Genomic DNA, 15915 nt, shown 5'->3' with positions numbered 1-15915 from the left:
GCGCAATAAATTGCGCCGCTACGGTTCGGGATGTTATCGGGAGATGATGAGGTGAATACCAAATCCGGCAAACAGCACGCCCGCCATACCGTCCACCCACTTCGCCATCCGCTGATACTTATCGCGCATCCACGGCAGGGCAAAAATCGCCGCCACCAGGGTAAACCAGGCAAAGGTTTCACCGACGATCAGCAGGAACAGGCCCCAGCGCTCAATCGCGCCCACATCGTTGCCCACGAACAATGAAAACACACTGCCGAAGTAGATGATGGCTTTCGGGTTAGACAGGTTGGTGAGAAACCCTTTGAGGAAGCTCATACCACGCTTTGGCAGCTCAACCACCGGCGCTTCCGTATGAGGTTGCTTGTGACGCTGACGCGCCGAGCGCAGCAGCTGCCAGCCCATCCACAGCAGATACAGACCGCCACCGACCATAATGATTTCATGCAGCCACGCCATTTTTTCCAGAATCAGATGCAGGCCCATCAGCGCGACGCCGGCCCAAATCACAATCCCCAGCGTAATGCCGAGCACGCCCATCATCGCCTCTTTGCGCGAGCGGCTGGCGGCGGTCTGTGAGACAAAAAAGAAGTCCGGTCCCGGACTCATCAGCGCAACCAGATGCACCAGCGCGACGGTGGCAAATAACATCAGCATGGTTTATTTCCCTTATTCTTCATCAAGATGTTCTTTGATCATCAGCAGGAACGGCTTACCGAAGCGCTCCAGTTTGCGATGACCGACCCCGTTCACGCTCAGCATCTCTGAAGCGCTGACCGGCATTTGTTCTGCCATTTCAATCAGCGTGGCGTCGTTAAACACCACGTAAGGCGGAATATTCTCTTCGTCGGCGATGGCTTTACGCAGCTTACGCAGCTTGGCGAACAGCTTGCGATCGTAATTGCCGCCGTAGACTTTTGGCGCGCTGCTGCGGCTTTTCACCGTCACGGTGCGCGGTACCGCCAGCATCAGCGGCACTTCAGCACGCAGCACCGGGCGCGCGGCCTCGGTGAGCTGCAGCGCCGAGTGCATGGCGATGTTTTGCGTCACCATGCCCAGATGGATCAGCTGGCGCAGCACGCTGACCCAGTGCTCCTGACTCTGCTCGCGCCCGAGGCCGTACACCGGCAGTTTGTCGTGGCCGTTATCGCGGATGCGCTGGTTGGTTGAGCCGCGCAAAACTTCAACAATATAGCTCATCCCAAAACGCTGCCCGGTACGATAAATGCCCGACAGCGCTTTTTGCGCTTCGACCAGGCCGTCATAGCGACGCGGCGGATCGAGGCAGATATCGCAGTTGCCGCACGGCTGCTGGCGACCTTCACCAAAATAGTTAAGCAGCACCAGACGACGGCAGGTTTGCGCCTCGGCAAACGCGCCCATGGCGTTGAGTTTGTGGCGTTCAATATCCTGCAGCGGCCCTGGCGCTTTCTCTTCCAGACACTTACGCAGCCACGCCATGTCGGCCGGGTCGTACAGCATCATCGCTTCCGCCGGCAGACCATCACGCCCGGCGCGGCCGGTCTCCTGATAGTAGGATTCGATATTGCGCGGAATGTCGAAGTGCACCACAAAACGCACGTTGGGCTTGTTGATGCCCATGCCGAACGCCACGGTCGCGACCACGATTTGCAAATCGTCACGCTGAAAGGCTTCCTGCACGCGTGCGCGCTGCTCGCTGTCAATGCCGGCATGATAAGCGCCAACGCTGATACCGCGACTCTGCAGACGCGCAGCGGTGTCTTCCACTTTGGCGCGGCTGTTACAGTAGATGATGCCGCTTTTGCCGCGCTGATCCTGCACATAGCGCAGCAGCTGCTCGGTGGGCTTGAACTTCTCCACCAGCGTGTAGCGAATGTTGGGACGGTCAAAACTGCTGATCTGAATCAGCGGATCGTGCATCTGCAGCAGATGCACGATGTCGTTACGCGTGGCTTCATCGGCGGTGGCGGTCAGCGCCATCACCGGCAGCTGCGGAATGCGCTGGCGCAGCTGACCGAGCGCGCCATATTCCGGACGGAAATCGTGGCCCCACTGCGAAATACAGTGCGCTTCATCGACGGCCAGCATCACCGGATTCCAGTGCTGCAGGGTGTCGAGGAAGTTATCCATCATCAGACGTTCCGGCGCGATGTACAGCAGCCGCAGTTTGCCGCTGCGGCAGTCCGCAAACACCTGCTGCTGCTGCTCACGCGTCTGCGTCGAGTTAAGGCACGCCGCCGCCACGCCGTTCGCCAGCAGCTGATCGACCTGATCTTTCATCAGTGAAATCAGCGGCGAAACCACCAGCGTCAGCCCTTCGCGCACCAGCGCCGGGATTTGATAGCACAGCGATTTGCCGCCGCCGGTCGGCATCACCACCAGGCAGTCGCGCCCTGACAGCGCGGTTTCGATGATGGTTTGCTGACCCGGACGGAACTGCTGATAGCCGAAGGTATCCTGTAATACCTGCTGCGCCAGCATTTCCTGATTAAGCACTGCCGATGTTGCCACGGTAATCCTGTTTTGACTGGTTAGAACAGATCGTTAAGCGTTACGCCGACGCCAAGACGCGTCTGGCGATGGTTATAGTCAATAAGGGATTCACCATAACCGCTGAACAGCTGCGTGTAAAAGCGCACGTGTTCAGAAATCGGATAGCTCCACGCGAAGGTGGCACCGCCGTAGCCGCTATTCCAGTTGTAGTTGCCTTCCACGCTGAAAATGCTGTCGCCGAGCATATAGCCCAGCTTCGCGCGGTAGTAGCCCATGTATTTGGTGATGTCCGGGTTATCGTCGTTGCTGGCACTTTCCGGCAGACGATACCAGGGTTTGATTTCCGCCAGGAAGTTGCCATTCTCCGCCATCAGACGGGCGTAAGCGCGGTTCCAGCTGCGTGACGTGGGATCGCTGCGGCCATTTGACTGATGATTCAGACCCAGCTCGACGTCGCGTAATGTCCAGCCGCCCAGCGAATAGTCGGTGGCCCAGCCGAGAAAAATCTGCGGCTCATAGTTGGTTTCACGAAACGGTGATGAAGCCCCCCGGTTCGACAGCTGCCACCAGGAGCGCTGAGTATACGACGCGGCCAGCACCGAGTTGTCACCCAAAATGCCGCGCCACAGCGGAAACGCCAGGCTGAGCTGGAATTTTACTTCATCCTTTTTCGCTTTGTCTGCCCAGTTGTAAGAGGAAATCGCCTCTTTATTCATGTCGCTGGTGTAGGTGTAAAGCAGATAGTTATTTTCATAGGGATAAAGCACGAATGGGTTATCGTGTTTTTCCAGCAGGTTAGCGATAATACTGCCCTTCACTGCTGGTGCGTCATGAACCTCTTTCACGGTGGCTTCATCGGCCTGCGCCAGCGCAGGAACCATAAATGCCGCGGCCAGCAAGGCGTACTGCTTACGCATAGAATTCTCCAGAGCGCTGCAAAAGTTATCGTCGGGCGACGGTTCAAAAAGCACGCCATTCTACACGCAAACCCGGTGGTTGATTAGCGCGGATTTCTGAAACTGGAAAGCGGCGCGAACGCGGCATAATATACACAATTCTTTAACATCTTAAGGCAGGAAAAATGTCATCCCCGATGCTGACACAGCAGGAAGCGCGCCGGCTGATTGGCGAAATTTTTGTCTATCACATGCCGTTTAATCAGGCACTGGGCCTTGAGCTGGATCGCCTTGAAGCCGATTACGCCGAACTCGGCTTTGCCAATAAAACCATGCTGGTGGGTAACGCCGCGCAGCAGATTCTGCACGGTGGCGTGATTGCCTCAGTGCTGGATGTTGCCGCCGGGCTGGTGTGCGTCAGCCATGCGCTGTCGCGCCAGCAGAGCATCAGCGAAGAGGAGCTGCGTCAGCGCCTGTCACGCATGGGCACCATTGATATGCGCGTCGACTACCTGCGCCCGGGACGCGGCGAGCGCTTTGTCGCCACCAGCAGCCTGCTGCGCGCCGGGAATAAAGTCGCGGTTGCGCGCGTCGAATTGCACAATCAGCAGGGCGATTACATCGCCACTGCGACTGCGACCTATCTTATTGGTTAACTTCGTGCGGCCTGCCACACTCGCCGCTTTTCTGGAATAGATGATGGATACGCAACAAACGCGTCAGGGCATTTTTTATGCGCTGGGCGCTTACTTTATCTGGGGCATCGCACCGGCCTATTTCAAGCTGGTCAAAGAAGTGCCACCGACGGAAATTATGACCCACCGTGTGATTTGGTCGGCCCTGTTTATGCTGGGGCTGATTACCCTGAGCCGCAGCTGGCGTCAGGTACGCAGCGTGCTGGCCCAGCCGAAAAAAGTGCTGCTGCTGGCGCTGACCGCACTGACTATCGGCGGCAACTGGCTGCTGTTTATCTGGGCGGTGAATAATCAGCATATGCTGGAGGCCAGCCTCGGCTACTTTATCAACCCACTGATTAACGTGGTGTTTGGCATGCTGTTTCTGCGTGAGCGCTTCCGCCGTCTGCAGTGGCTGGCGGTGCTGCTGGCGGCCACCGGCGTGCTGGTGCAGCTGTGGCAGTTCGGTTCGCTGCCGGTCATCGGCCTCGGCCTGGCGCTGAGCTTCGCGCTGTACGGGCTGGTGCGCAAGAAGATTCAGGTTGATGCACAGAGCGGTATGCTGATTGAAACCGCGTGGCTGTTCCCGCTGGCGGCCATCTATCTGTTTGGCTTTGCCGACAGCGCCACCAGCCACCTCAGCGCCAATCCGCTCAGCCTGAATCTCAAGCTGATCGCCGCCGGCATCATTACCACCATTCCGCTGATGCTGTTCGCCGCCGCCTGCGCGCGCCTGCGCCTGTCGACGGTCGGTTTCTTTCAATATCTGGGGCCGACGCTGATGTTCCTGCTGGCGGTGCTGTTTTACGGTGAGAGCCTGACGCCGGATAAAATGGTGACCTTCGGCTTCATCTGGCTGGCGCTGGCGATCTTCATTCTGGACGCGCTGCTGTTTTCAGCCCGCACGCGCGTGCGCATAGCGTGAGATAAAACGGGCCATCGCCGGGCCGGTGAGCAGAATGGTAAACAGACGCAGCGTCTGCAGCGCCATGACAAACGCGATATCGACCCGGCTGCCAGCAGCAATAATCGCCACCGTATCCAGCCCGCCCGGGCTGGTTGCCAGATAAGCGGTCATCAGATCGACGTGCAGCACGCGCGTCAGCATCCACGCCAGCCCCCCGCACAGCAGCATCAGGCCGATAATCGAGGCGATCATTTGCGGTAGCGTGCGCAGCGCCAGCAAAAAGATCGGCCGGGTAAAGCGCAGGCCAACGCTCCAGCCGATCAGCGCATAGGCCAGTGCCAGCAGCCACTCCGGCACCTGCAGCGTCGCGACACCTGTTCCGTGCAGCGTGGCACCCATCAGCGCTGGCAGCAGCAGCGCGCCGGACGGGATACGCAGTTTCTGCCCCAGCCACGCGCCCGCCACCATCACCAGCAGCGTCAGCACGAAGCCACTGTGCAGCGGCGGCAGCCAGACAATGTGGGCAGCAGCACCGCTGCTGCCGAGGCCGATGCGAGCCACCACGGCCGCGGCGGTAGCAACAAACAGTACGCGCAGATATTGCATAAACGCCACCAGCCGCACGTCGGCGCCGAAATCGCCCGCCATCGCCACCATTGCGGACGCGCCGCCCGGCGACGATCCCCACGCGCCGGTCGGTCCCGGCAGCGAGCTAAAGCGCACCAGCAGAAAACCGGACAGCCCGCTGGCCGCCAGCGTCAGCAGCAGCACCGCCAGCACCACCGGCCAGTCATCGAGCAGCGGTGAGAGGATCGCAGGCGACAGGCTCTGGCCGATCATGCAGCCCAGCACCGCCTGTGCCAGCACGAACAGCCGTTTGTCGATGCGCACGGTTGCGCCGCTCAGACCCATAATGGTACCGACAATCATCGGACCGAGCAGCAGTGCAGCCGGCAGGTGCAACAGCTGCAACAGGCAGCCCAGCACCAGCGAAGCCGTCAGCAGCAGCGCCCACTGCTGCCGCAAAGAGAAACGCGCCATAAGGTGGAAATCAGAAAGTGAGTTGAGGCAACAGGTTAGCAGATTAGCGCTGGCGCGTCAGGGGTAAGGCGCCAGCAAAAGACCGCACGCTGTTGTAGCGGCGCAATTTATTGCGCTCAGGTTTGCGTATTAATAACGCGAATGCCACGACGCAATATGCTGAGCATCCGTTAGACAAAGCGCGATGAATCGCGCCGCTACGGTTCTGTGCGATGATGCAATGCTGTGCGATTACAGCCAGTTCTTCCGTTTGAAATAGAGATACGGCGCCAGCCCGGCGAGAATCATCAGGCCAATCGCACCGGGATAACCAAAGCTCCACTTCAGCTCCGGCATAAACTCAAAGTTCATACCGTAGCTGGAGGCCACCAGCGTCGGCGGCAGGAACACTACGGACACCACCGAGAAGATTTTGATGATGCGGTTCTGCTCGATGTTAATAAAGCCCATCGCCGCCTGCATCAGGAAGTTAACCTTCTGGAACAGCGATTCGTTGTGCGGCAGCAGCGATTCGATGTCGCGCAGGATCTCGCGCGCCTGCTCCAGCTGATTGCCCGGCAGCCGCGCTTTACGCACCAGGAAGTTCAGCGCACGCTGGGTATCCATCAGGCAAAGACGCACTTTCCAGCCGATATCCTCCAGCTCCGCCAGGCGCGACAGCGCGTCGTCGTACTCTTCGCCCTGTTGCCCTTCCATAATCACGCGGCTGAGTTTTTCCAGCGCGCTATAGATGTTCTCGATCTCATCCGCCAACTGCTCGATTTTGGTTTCGAACAGATCGAGCAGCAGTTCGTAGGCGTTGCCGTCAGTCAGCTGCTGATTGCGCGCGCGCATGCGGTACAGGCGGAACGCCGGCAGCTCACGCTCGCGCAGTGTGTACAGGCGATCTTCGCGGATGGTAAACGCCACGGTGGAGTTGCCAGCGTGGTCTTCAGCATCTTCAAAAAAGAAAAAGGAGTGGATGTGCAGGCCGTCTTCGTCTTCGAAGAAACGCGCCGAGGCCTCAATGTCCTCCAGCTCGGGGCGCGTTGCCAGGCTCTGCCCCAGTTCTGACTGCACGCGCTCACGCTCGCTGTCGTCCGGCTCGATCAGATCGACCCACACCGAGGTGTTGAGTTTGTCGTTGTTGTCTTCCAGCTCGATGCGCGTCAGGCGATCGCGCTCCAGTTTAAATGCGCTCAGCATAGCAATACTCCCCATTGCAGACGACATGGGACAAGGCGGTGAACCGCAGTGCTGCTGGCACCACGGGCACGGCAAAGCCTGAACGCGGAAACTTTCGCTTCAAGGGTAAATCAGTGCTGACTCGTGCGACGAGAGTGTAAAGGGAGGTCGCTGATAACCGCTAAGGCTACCCGCAATGAGAGGTGACCTTAGGAGTTGTTCCTGTTAAACAGGCGGTTGAGCCAGCATCGACTGGGCGCGTCCAAGGCATTGTCCTCTCATGATAATAGTGCGCGCATGTTACGCTGAGACGAAAAAGTCGTCAAGGTAGCGCAACCGCGCTACACGGTTTCCAGCCGGGCGTAAGCCGCCACCAGCCACTTGATGCCCTGGCCCTGGAAGGCCACCTGCAGACGGCTGTGCTCGCCGCTGCCTTCCAGATTGATAATGGTGCCTTCGCCGAACTTAGCGTGGCGCACGCGCTGCCCGAGCGCGAAGCCGCTGTCGCTCTTCGCCACCGGTGTGCCCATGCGCTGATGACTCACCGGCCGGCTCACGCTGGCGCGCAGCCGCACCTCTTCCACGCACTCTTCCGGCAGTTCACCAATGAAACGCGACGGCCGGTGATACACTTCCTTACCATAAAGGCGGCGGGTTTCAGCGTAGGTGAGCGTCAGCTTCTCCATCGCGCGCGTCACGCCGACATAGGCCAGGCGACGCTCCTCCTCCAGCCGGCCGCCTTCGTCCAGCGACATCTGGCTCGGGAACATGCCCTCTTCCATGCCGACGATAAACACCTGGCTGAACTCCAGCCCTTTCGCCGAGTGCAGCGTCATCAGCTGCACCGCATCCTGCCACTTGTCCGCCTGGCCTTCGCCAGCTTCCAGCGCCGCGTGCGACAGAAACGCCTGCAGCGGCATCAGATCTTCGTCTTCGTCCTGATAGCTGAACTGGCGCGTGGCAGTGACCAGTTCCTCTAAGTTTTCGATACGCGCCTGGCCTTTTTCGCCCTTTTCCTGCTCGTACATCAGCCACAGGCCGGAGTCTTTAATCACCCGATCGGTCTGTACGTGCAGCGGCAGCTCAGCGGTTTCCGTCGCCAGCGCATCCACCAGCTCGCAGAAGCGCTGCAGCGCCGAGGCGGCACGGCCAGCCAGCGCTTTGGATTGCAGCAGTGCGCGCGTGGCCTGCCACAGCGTCAGCTGCTGCTCACGCGCGGTCTGGCGCACCACATCGAGCGTGCGATCGCCAACGCCGCGCACCGGCGTGTTGACCACGCGCTCGAATGCCGCATCGTCATTGCGGTTGGCCAGCAGCCGCAGATAGGCCAGCGCATCTTTGATCTCCTGGCGCTCGAAGAAGCGCATGCCGCCGTAAATGCGGTACGGCATGCTGCCCTGCAGCAGCGCCTCTTCCAGCACGCGCGACTGGGCGTTGCTGCGGTAGAGAATGGCACAATCCTGCAGCGCGTTGCCGTTTTCATGCCAGGTTTTGATGCGATTGACGACAAAGCGCGCTTCATCCAGCTCGTTGAACGCGCAATACAGCGAAATCTTTTCGCCGTCGCTGCCGTCGGTCCACAGCTCTTTCCCCAGACGGCCATTGTTGTTGGCAATCAGGGCGTTGGCTGCTTTCAGAATGTTATTGGTGGAGCGATAGTTCTGCTCAAGACGGATGGTTTCCGCGCCTGGGAAATCCTGCAGGAAACGCTGGATGTTCTCCACCTGCGCGCCGCGCCAGCCGTAAATGGACTGATCGTCATCGCCAACGATGATGACCCGGCCGCTGTCGCCAGCCAGCATGCGAATCCACGCGTACTGAATGTTGTTGGTGTCCTGGAATTCGTCCACCAGAATATTGCTGAAGCGCTCGCGGTAGTGATTGAGAATCTGCGGCTTGTTGAGCCACAGCTCATGCGCCCGCAGCAGCAGTTCGGCGAAGTCGACCAGCCCGGCGCGATCGCAGGCTTCCTGGTACGCCTGATAGATACGCAGCCACGTCTGCTCCACCGGATTGCCGTAGCTTTCAATGTGCTTAGGCCGCAGCCCTTCGTCCTTTTTGCCGTTGATGTACCACATGCCCTGACGCGCCGGCCACTGTTTCTCGTCGAGGTTCATGGCTTTGATCAGGCGCTTGAGCAGACGCAGCTGATCTTCGCTGTCGAGGATCTGGAAATCCTGCGGCAGCCCGGCATCCAGGTGGTGCGCGCGCAGTAAACGGTGCGCCAGGCCGTGGAAAGTACCAATCCACATGCCGCCCTGGCTGGTACCGATCAGCTGGTCGATACGGTGGCGCATCTCCGCCGCCGCCTTGTTGGTGAAGGTCACCGCCATGATTGAGTAAGGCGAGCAGCTCTCTACCGACAACAGCCAGGCGATGCGATGCACCAGCACGCGGGTTTTACCGCTGCCTGCTCCGGCCAGCACCAGCAGATTGCTGCGCGGCGCGGCGACCGCTTCGCGCTGTTTGTCATTCAAGCCGTTAAGCAGATCGGAAACGTCCATAAGCACCGTTTTAAGCAAGTAGGATGCGTATCCTGCACCGTTCGCGTTGCCGCCTGGCGGCAAGGGCAGATATCTGCGAGGGCGTAATCAGCTAAGCGATCAGGCTGGTGACACACAGCCTGCACGGCCGCGCGTTGCAGAATACAGAATACGACTGGATAAATTTACAGCCATTATAGCAGCGAGGTCAGCGATGCCAACTGATGAATTTCCACGTGTGGCAACAGGCGCGCGTCATCAATCTTCATCAGATTGCCGTCACGCAGGTTGATCCAGCACGCCTGCAGACCGGCGCGCAGCGCACCGGCGACGTCGGTGGTCAGGTCATCGCCGACGTGCAGAATATGCTGCGGCGCAATGCCCAACCGTTCGGCGGCCAGATGGTACATATCCTGCCACGGCTTGGCGCGCCCGTGCGGACCGGCGCGCAGCGCGAACTGGAAGTAGTGATCAATGCCGAGCTTTTGCGGGTCGGCGTTGCCATTGGTGATCGCCACCAGCGGCACGCGCTCGCCGAGCCAGGCCAGCGTCTGATGCGTCTCTTCTGGCATCTCCACCGCACTGCGCCACTGATGAAACACGCTCATCACGTCGCGGGCACCTGCGCTGGCTTGCGCGGCCGGCAGTCCGGCGTTGAGCAGCGCCAGCTCTACCGAGCGGCGACGCCACTCAGAGACATCGTGATAAATTTCCGGCTCACGCAGCAGCAGTTCATCGCGCAGCGCCTGATAATCTTCCGGCGTAAACTCGCGCAGCGCCGGGTGATACGCCTGCAGCGCAGCATGCGATTCCGCCGTGGTTTTGCGGATCACCGGATAGTTGTCATACAGCGTATCGTCGAGATCGAAGGTGATGGCTTTGATCGGGCCCAGCGGGCGATAAAACTTCATTCAGACTTTCCTCGTTTGGCACGCGGGTGTGCCGCATCGTATACCGACGCCAGATGCTGGAAATCCAGGTGGGTATAGATTTGCGTGGTCGAGAGGTTGGCGTGGCCGAGCAACTCCTGCACCGCGCGCAGATCGCCGCTCGATTCCAGCAGATGGGTAGCAAACGAGTGGCGCAGCTTATGCGGGTGGATATGGCTGGCGACGCCCTGCTTAATGCCCCATTCGGCGAAGCGTTTCTGCACATTGCGCGCCGAAATACGGCTGCCGCGCGTCGACACAAAAACCGCATCATCCTGCGGCGCGAAGCTGTTGCGTAGCGGCAGCCAGTGCTGCAGCCAGGTGACGGCGGTGCCGCCAATCGGCACGCGGCGCTCTTTGCTGCCTTTACCGCGCACCCAGACCTCGCCGCTCTCCAGGTCCAGATGACGACAGTCGATGCCCACCAGCTCAGCGAGACGTAAACCGCCGCCGTACATGGTTTCCAGCATGGCGCGGTCGCGCACTGCCAGCGGATCGTCGAGGTCGATCTCCAGCAGCTGGCTGACTTCGTCGACATCCATATTTTTTGGCAGATGCCGTGCGTTGCGCGGCGTGGCGATGCCTTTCGCCGGATTGGCGCTCAGCATGCCCTGGCTGACCTGCCAGTCGAGAAAGCTGCGCAGCGCCGACATGCGCAGGGCCAGGCTACTGGCCCCGAGACCGCCGCGCCGGCTGCGCGCCGCCAGACTGCGCACCTGAGCCGGTTCCAGCTGCGACCACGCGGTGATGTGCATGTCATCCGCCATGGCGATAAGCGCCTGCAGCTGGCGCTGGTAATTCTTTTGCGTCAGCGGGCTGAGCTGGCGTTCGACTTTCAGATAGCGCAGAAAGCCCTCAACGGCCGGCAACAGCGGGCTGGCGCTGCTCATGCACGCTCCACCCAGCGAGACAGCAGGTCGGGCAGCATTTGTGCCAGGTGCTGCAGCAGCAGCGTGCCCATGCCCGCCTGATAGTGCTGGTTGTCGCGGCTGCTGAAGATCAGTACGCCGAGATCGCCCTGCTCGCCCATCAGCGACATCGCCACCGATCCGACGGCTTTCGCCTGCGGCAGCAGCAGCAGCAGCTCCGGTCCGTTCAGGCTGCCAAGGTAGTGATGCTGCTGACCAAAGCGCTGGATGCGCAGCGGCTCAAACGCCTGGCGTGACAGACCAAGCTGGGTGAAATCGGAGGGTGCGCCGATGCGCCAGCGGTCGCTGAACAGCCGCACATTGGCGCCCGCCAGGCCAAGCTCGCGCGCCCAGCGGTGCAGGCGCGTCAGCATCTCCTGCAGGCTATCGGCCGCCGCGAGATGGCTCTGCAACGCCAGCAGACGATCGAACAGCTGATGATTGGCGGTTGCCTGCTCCATCAGCAGCGTGATCTCCTCTTCCAGCTGCTGGATGTGGTTGCGCTGACGCGCCATATGCCACTCCACCAGCGATACGCTGCCGCGCACCGGATGCGGCACCATCATTTGCTCAACCTGGCGCGCATTGCGAATAAAGAAATCGGGGTTGTGACGCAGCCAGGCGCTCACCGCCTGATCGTCCAGCAAAACCGCGCTGTCGGTCTGCTCTTCGATATTTTTCATAGATGAATAAACCCATCATAGACGTGTGTGGCTGGCCCGGTCATAAACAGCGGCTGACCGGCCCCTTTCCAGGCGATATGCAGCGTGCCGCCGGGCAGATCGACGCGCACTTTCTCCGCCAGAATGCCCTGCTGAATGCCGCAGGCCACTGCGGCGCAGGCGCCGCTGCCGCACGCCTGGGTTTCGCCCGCGCCGCGTTCATACACGCGCAGACGGATGTGTTCCGGATTGACCACTTCCATAAAGCCGACGTTCACGCGCTCGGGAAAGCGCTCATGGCTCTCCAGTGCCGGACCGAGCGTCTCCACCGCGGCGGTTTTCACGCTTTCAACCTGAATCACGCAGTGTGGATTGCCCATTGATACCGCGCCAAACATCACGGTCTGCTCGGCCACGCGCTGCAGATAGAGGTTTTCCGCCTTGTTAGCGCGTAGCGGCACCTGCTGCGGGTCAAAGTTGGGCTCGCCCATGTTAACGCGTACCAGCTCATCGCTGGTGACGCTCAGTACCATGCGGCCGGTCTGAGTGCTGACGCGAATGTCGCTTTTATTGGTCAGCCCTTTGAGACGAACAAAGCGGGCAAAACAGCGCGCGCCGTTGCCGCACTGTGCCACTTCGCTGCCGTCAGCGTTGAAGATGCGGTAGTGGAAATCGAGATCCGGATCGTAAGGTGGCTCGACGATCAGCAACTGATCGAAGCCGATCCCCAGATGCCGATCCGCCAGGCGGCGAATCAGTTCCGGCGAAAAAAAGACGTTTTGCGTCACGGCATCGACGACCATAAAGTCGTTACCGAGACCGTGCATTTTCGAGAACTGCATTTTCTGCTCCGCCGGATGACTCATCGGGTTTAATTCGCCTGCACGCCAGCCGGTTTGCTGGTGACCAGGCCGCTGGTATCCGCATCCTGTGCCGCTTTCTGCTGCTGCTCAGTCACCGGCTGATTTTTCTGTTGCGGCCGATCGTTGGGCGGGAAATACAGCGGTCCTTTCAGGCCACAGCCTACCAGGCTGACCAGTGCCAGCGCCATACCCAGCTGGCTCATCACTCGTATCATTCTGTCTGCTCTTTTTATCCAAATCCCAGCTGCTTATCATCGCAGTTGACGTTGTAAAAGCAACAGGAAATATCCGGCAGAAGGTTCAGAAACGGGGGCAGGCCACTGCGTGCAGCGCAGCGGCTTTAGTGCATCTGGTAGCGCGGCTGGAAGTCGCCGTTGTCGTTGTCCGGCTGGGTGGCGCACAGCTGCGTCAGCGTCTGGCTGCGGAACGGAATCACCTGGAAGCGATCGCCGGCGTGCACAATCTGATAGAACTGCGGCAGGTTGAAATTGATAAAGCTCGAGCCGTAGGTAAAGCGATCGTGCGACGACGAATAGAAGCGGCTGACGTCACGCACCAGCTCCTCTTTGCTGCCTTCGCAATGGTGATACACCTCAACCCGGTTGCTTTCATCAAGGATATAGATGTTGAAGCCGCGATCGTCACTGGTGTCTTCAAAGAAGAACTGAATGATGCCTTCGCTGGCGTAGCCGTTAACCACCGGTGGTAGCGGCGTCTGGTTCGATTCAACTTTGATCGACAAACCGTGCAGCTTGTTGTTGGAAATCGCGCCGTAAAATTCGACTGCGTTTTCCAGCTTCTGCACCGAGACGCTCATGCGCTCGAAAAACAGCCCCCAGGTCTGACCGGCCATGCGCAGCGCTTTAAAGCGGCCCGGCTCCTGACGCGTGCTCGACAGGCGCAGCTCAATGCATTCCGACACCAGCTGCTGCACACGGGTACGAATCAGGCCGCGCAGATGCTGGCTGTAGCAGAATACTTCCACCGTGTCCGGCGGTGCGGCGTCCTGATGCATTTTGCCCAGGATGGTTTTCAGCGCTTCAATCATCGCCTGCTCGCCGCTGAAGTGCAGCGTACGCACTTCGTTCCACGAGTTGCGGTACAGCAGATCGATGCTGCCGATCAGGCACTGCTGCTGCTGACCAAAGCTGAATACATCCAGCTTACGGAAGTCGAAGTGCACCACCTGATTGCGGAACGCCGAGGTCGGATCGTGTTCGAGGTTAACGATGATCGCCAGATGCCGGATTTCGCACGGGCTGTAGAGCGCTTTCGGCGTCGGCGCCGGCAGACGCAGCGGGAAGTGGCTGGAGACATCGTTGACCAGCTCCTGCAGGCGCGGCAGATCGCAGAACTCGTTGCCCTTAATGTGCAGACGGGTTTTGCGCGTCAGCAGTCCGTTGAACCACGCCCATGCCACTAACTTGTTGAGATAGCGGTTATATTCCAGCGGCTGATGGCTGATGATTGAGCTCATGTCCGGCGACTGGTTATACAGATACCAGCCGGCACGGTTGGCGCGCCCGGCCGGCACATGAATAAAGGTCAGGTTCTCTTCCGACAGATCGGGCGAGATTTGCGGGTTCACCAGCGTGACTTTGCCCGGCAGCGCTTCAAACGCGGCGTACAATTTACGCGTCAGCACGCCGATGTCCTGCGGGCTGGCGCTGACGCTTAAATTGTTGCGACGGGCAAAACGGATCAGGTTGCGATAGCTCTGCATCATCGCATCCAGCAGCTCGTTGTGCGCCTCGCGCACCCGTTCGATTTTCCACTGCGCGCGATTATCCAGCACCGCCAGCTTCTCATCGTCCCAGCCCCACTCTTTCACCAGCTGCGACAAAATTTCACGCCGCCAGCCCGCGCGCGGATGCTGCTCCTCGCTGGAGAGTTTTTCGCACACTTTGAGGTAGAAACAGCGGCGCACCAAATCAAGGCGCGCGGTGTCATCGACGCTGGTCAGATAGCGCGTCACGCGCTCCAGCATCATGCAGTAGGGATCGAGACCGAAGCAGACAATTTCGCCGTCGTGCAGCCGCTGTTTGATATCCATTGCCAGCAGCTGCGTGTTTGGGTATTCCCAGCTGTAAGCTTCCAGCAGCAGGGTTTTCAGCACCGCTTTGTACGGCGAATCAATACTTTTATACAGCTGCCACAGGCTGGCACCGAAATACTCTTCCGCCGACAGCGTGCCGAGACCGCCGAGATCCAGCCACTCATTCGGCGTCAGCACGCCCTGTGAATAGAGCGACATCACGTAATCGTCGTAGTGATGTTCTTCTTCGCCAGGCACCATGTTCCACAGAATGCGTTTGCCCGCCATGCGCACGGCGGTACGGTAGAACTCATCCAGCAGTAAAATATGTTGGGTAGAACCGCAGTCTTCACCGCCGAGGCTGCCGCTCTCATTATGGCGGAAGCGGTTTTCGTCGATCAGGAAGAAGCTGACTTCCACACCCAGCGACACACACCATTTTTGCAGGAGCGTACACTTGCGCTGCAGATTGAGACGCTCTTCGTTATCCAGCCATGACTGATGGCATACCCAGATGTCGAGATCGGAGACGCTGTTCTGGCCGACGGACGAGGTGCTGCCCATCGAGTAGATGCCGGTGATAGGCAGTTCGCCCTTCACCGCGCTGCTGAGGTCAAGCGGATGGTCGCCCGCTAACTGTTGCAGCAGCTGCTGTTGGTTTTCATCAGGCGCAAAGAAGCTGACGCCATGGGGAACGCTACCTTCAAGGTAACCCGGCATCAGCGGATGATGATAATGCAGTAATGTTGGCAGCAGACTGTAGACGTGCTGGAAAGCAGGTCCCATGGCAGCCAGTGCGCGATCTACACGCAGCTGGTTAATCGCATCCAGTCTCTGTTTCAGTGTCTCAATGTAGAGGTACAAGACGTTTCGCCTGA

14 protein-coding genes are annotated in these 15915 nt (G+C 59.5%); 2 read left to right on the top strand and 12 right to left on the bottom strand.

From position 1 onward, the window contains the following. Positions 1–33 precede the first annotated feature (33 nt). From rhtC to pldA, 3 genes are read right to left on the bottom strand one after another with little or no spacing between them, the layout of a single operon-like run. Complete coding sequence (gene rhtC, locus QMM04_RS06390) at positions 34–657, bottom strand: threonine export protein RhtC (protein WP_021506963.1); 624 nt, start codon at positions 655–657, stop codon at positions 34–36. A 12-nt stretch (positions 658–669) separates the two neighbouring features. Then, complete coding sequence (gene recQ, locus QMM04_RS06385; RefSeq protein ID WP_058758115.1) at positions 670–2493, bottom strand: ATP-dependent DNA helicase RecQ; 1824 nt, start codon at positions 2491–2493, stop codon at positions 670–672. Between the two features lie 20 nt (positions 2494–2513). Then, positions 2514–3392, bottom strand: coding sequence for a phospholipase A (gene pldA, locus QMM04_RS06380; protein WP_021506965.1), 879 nt, complete (start codon positions 3390–3392; stop codon positions 2514–2516). A 164-nt stretch (positions 3393–3556) separates the two neighbouring features. Here pldA and QMM04_RS06375 point away from each other — a divergent pair, with 164 nt between their 5' ends. Further along, complete coding sequence (locus QMM04_RS06375; protein ID WP_031279610.1) at positions 3557–4027, top strand: thioesterase family protein; 471 nt, start codon at positions 3557–3559, stop codon at positions 4025–4027. Positions 4028–4070: 43 nt separating this feature from the next. After that, positions 4071–4970, top strand: a complete 900-nt coding sequence (gene rarD, locus QMM04_RS06370; protein WP_021506967.1) for an EamA family transporter RarD — start codon at positions 4071–4073, stop codon at positions 4968–4970. Here the strand turns inward: rarD and QMM04_RS06365 are convergent. The 9 genes from QMM04_RS06365 to QMM04_RS06325 form a co-directional block, all read right to left on the bottom strand. Next, positions 4941–5993, bottom strand: a complete 1053-nt coding sequence (locus tag QMM04_RS06365) for an AbrB family transcriptional regulator (RefSeq protein ID WP_058775517.1) — start codon at positions 5991–5993, stop codon at positions 4941–4943. The genes rarD and QMM04_RS06365 overlap by 30 nt on opposite strands. Before the next feature lie 231 nt (positions 5994–6224). Beyond that, on the bottom strand, positions 6225–7178 hold the full coding sequence (corA, locus tag QMM04_RS06360) for a magnesium/cobalt transporter CorA (protein WP_010617090.1): 954 nt from the start codon (positions 7176–7178) through the stop codon (positions 6225–6227). A gap of 320 nt (positions 7179–7498) precedes the next feature. Further along, positions 7499–9661 carry a DNA helicase II gene (gene uvrD / locus QMM04_RS06355; protein WP_282995841.1) on the bottom strand — a complete coding sequence of 721 codons (2163 nt, stop codon included), beginning with the start codon at positions 9659–9661 and terminating at the stop codon, positions 7499–7501. Positions 9662–9834: 173 nt separating this feature from the next. Next, complete coding sequence (gene yigB, locus QMM04_RS06350) at positions 9835–10551, bottom strand: 5-amino-6-(5-phospho-D-ribitylamino)uracil phosphatase YigB (RefSeq protein WP_021506970.1); 717 nt, start codon at positions 10549–10551, stop codon at positions 9835–9837. Beyond that, positions 10548–11459 carry a tyrosine recombinase XerC gene (gene xerC, locus QMM04_RS06345; RefSeq protein WP_021506971.1) on the bottom strand — a complete coding sequence of 304 codons (912 nt, stop codon included), beginning with the start codon at positions 11457–11459 and terminating at the stop codon, positions 10548–10550. Before xerC ends, yigB begins: the two co-directional genes overlap by 4 nt. Then, the gene (locus QMM04_RS06340) at positions 11456–12160 is read right to left on the bottom strand and encodes a DUF484 domain-containing protein (protein ID WP_021506972.1); all 705 of its coding nucleotides are present in this window, start codon (positions 12158–12160) and stop codon (positions 11456–11458) included. The genes xerC and QMM04_RS06340 overlap by 4 nt, the downstream gene beginning before the upstream one ends. Continuing rightward, positions 12157–12981, bottom strand: a complete 825-nt coding sequence (gene dapF, locus QMM04_RS06335; protein ID WP_031279612.1) for a diaminopimelate epimerase — start codon at positions 12979–12981, stop codon at positions 12157–12159. The genes QMM04_RS06340 and dapF overlap by 4 nt, the downstream gene beginning before the upstream one ends. A gap of 29 nt (positions 12982–13010) precedes the next feature. Further along, positions 13011–13217 carry a lipoprotein gene (locus tag QMM04_RS06330; RefSeq protein ID WP_022548017.1) on the bottom strand — a complete coding sequence of 69 codons (207 nt, stop codon included), beginning with the start codon at positions 13215–13217 and terminating at the stop codon, positions 13011–13013. A gap of 125 nt (positions 13218–13342) precedes the next feature. Continuing rightward, a complete protein-coding gene (locus tag QMM04_RS06325) occupies positions 13343–15901 on the bottom strand; it encodes a class I adenylate cyclase (RefSeq protein ID WP_021506974.1) in 2559 nt (852 codons plus the stop codon). Positions 15902–15915 lie beyond the last annotated feature (14 nt).

The organism is Pantoea sp. Pa-EAmG (assembly GCF_030024295.1).
Lineage (GTDB): Bacteria > Pseudomonadota > Gammaproteobacteria > Enterobacterales > Enterobacteriaceae > Pantoea > Pantoea dispersa.
The sequence above is the reverse complement of the archived record's forward strand: the minus strand, read 5'-3'. Positions and strand labels throughout refer to the sequence as shown.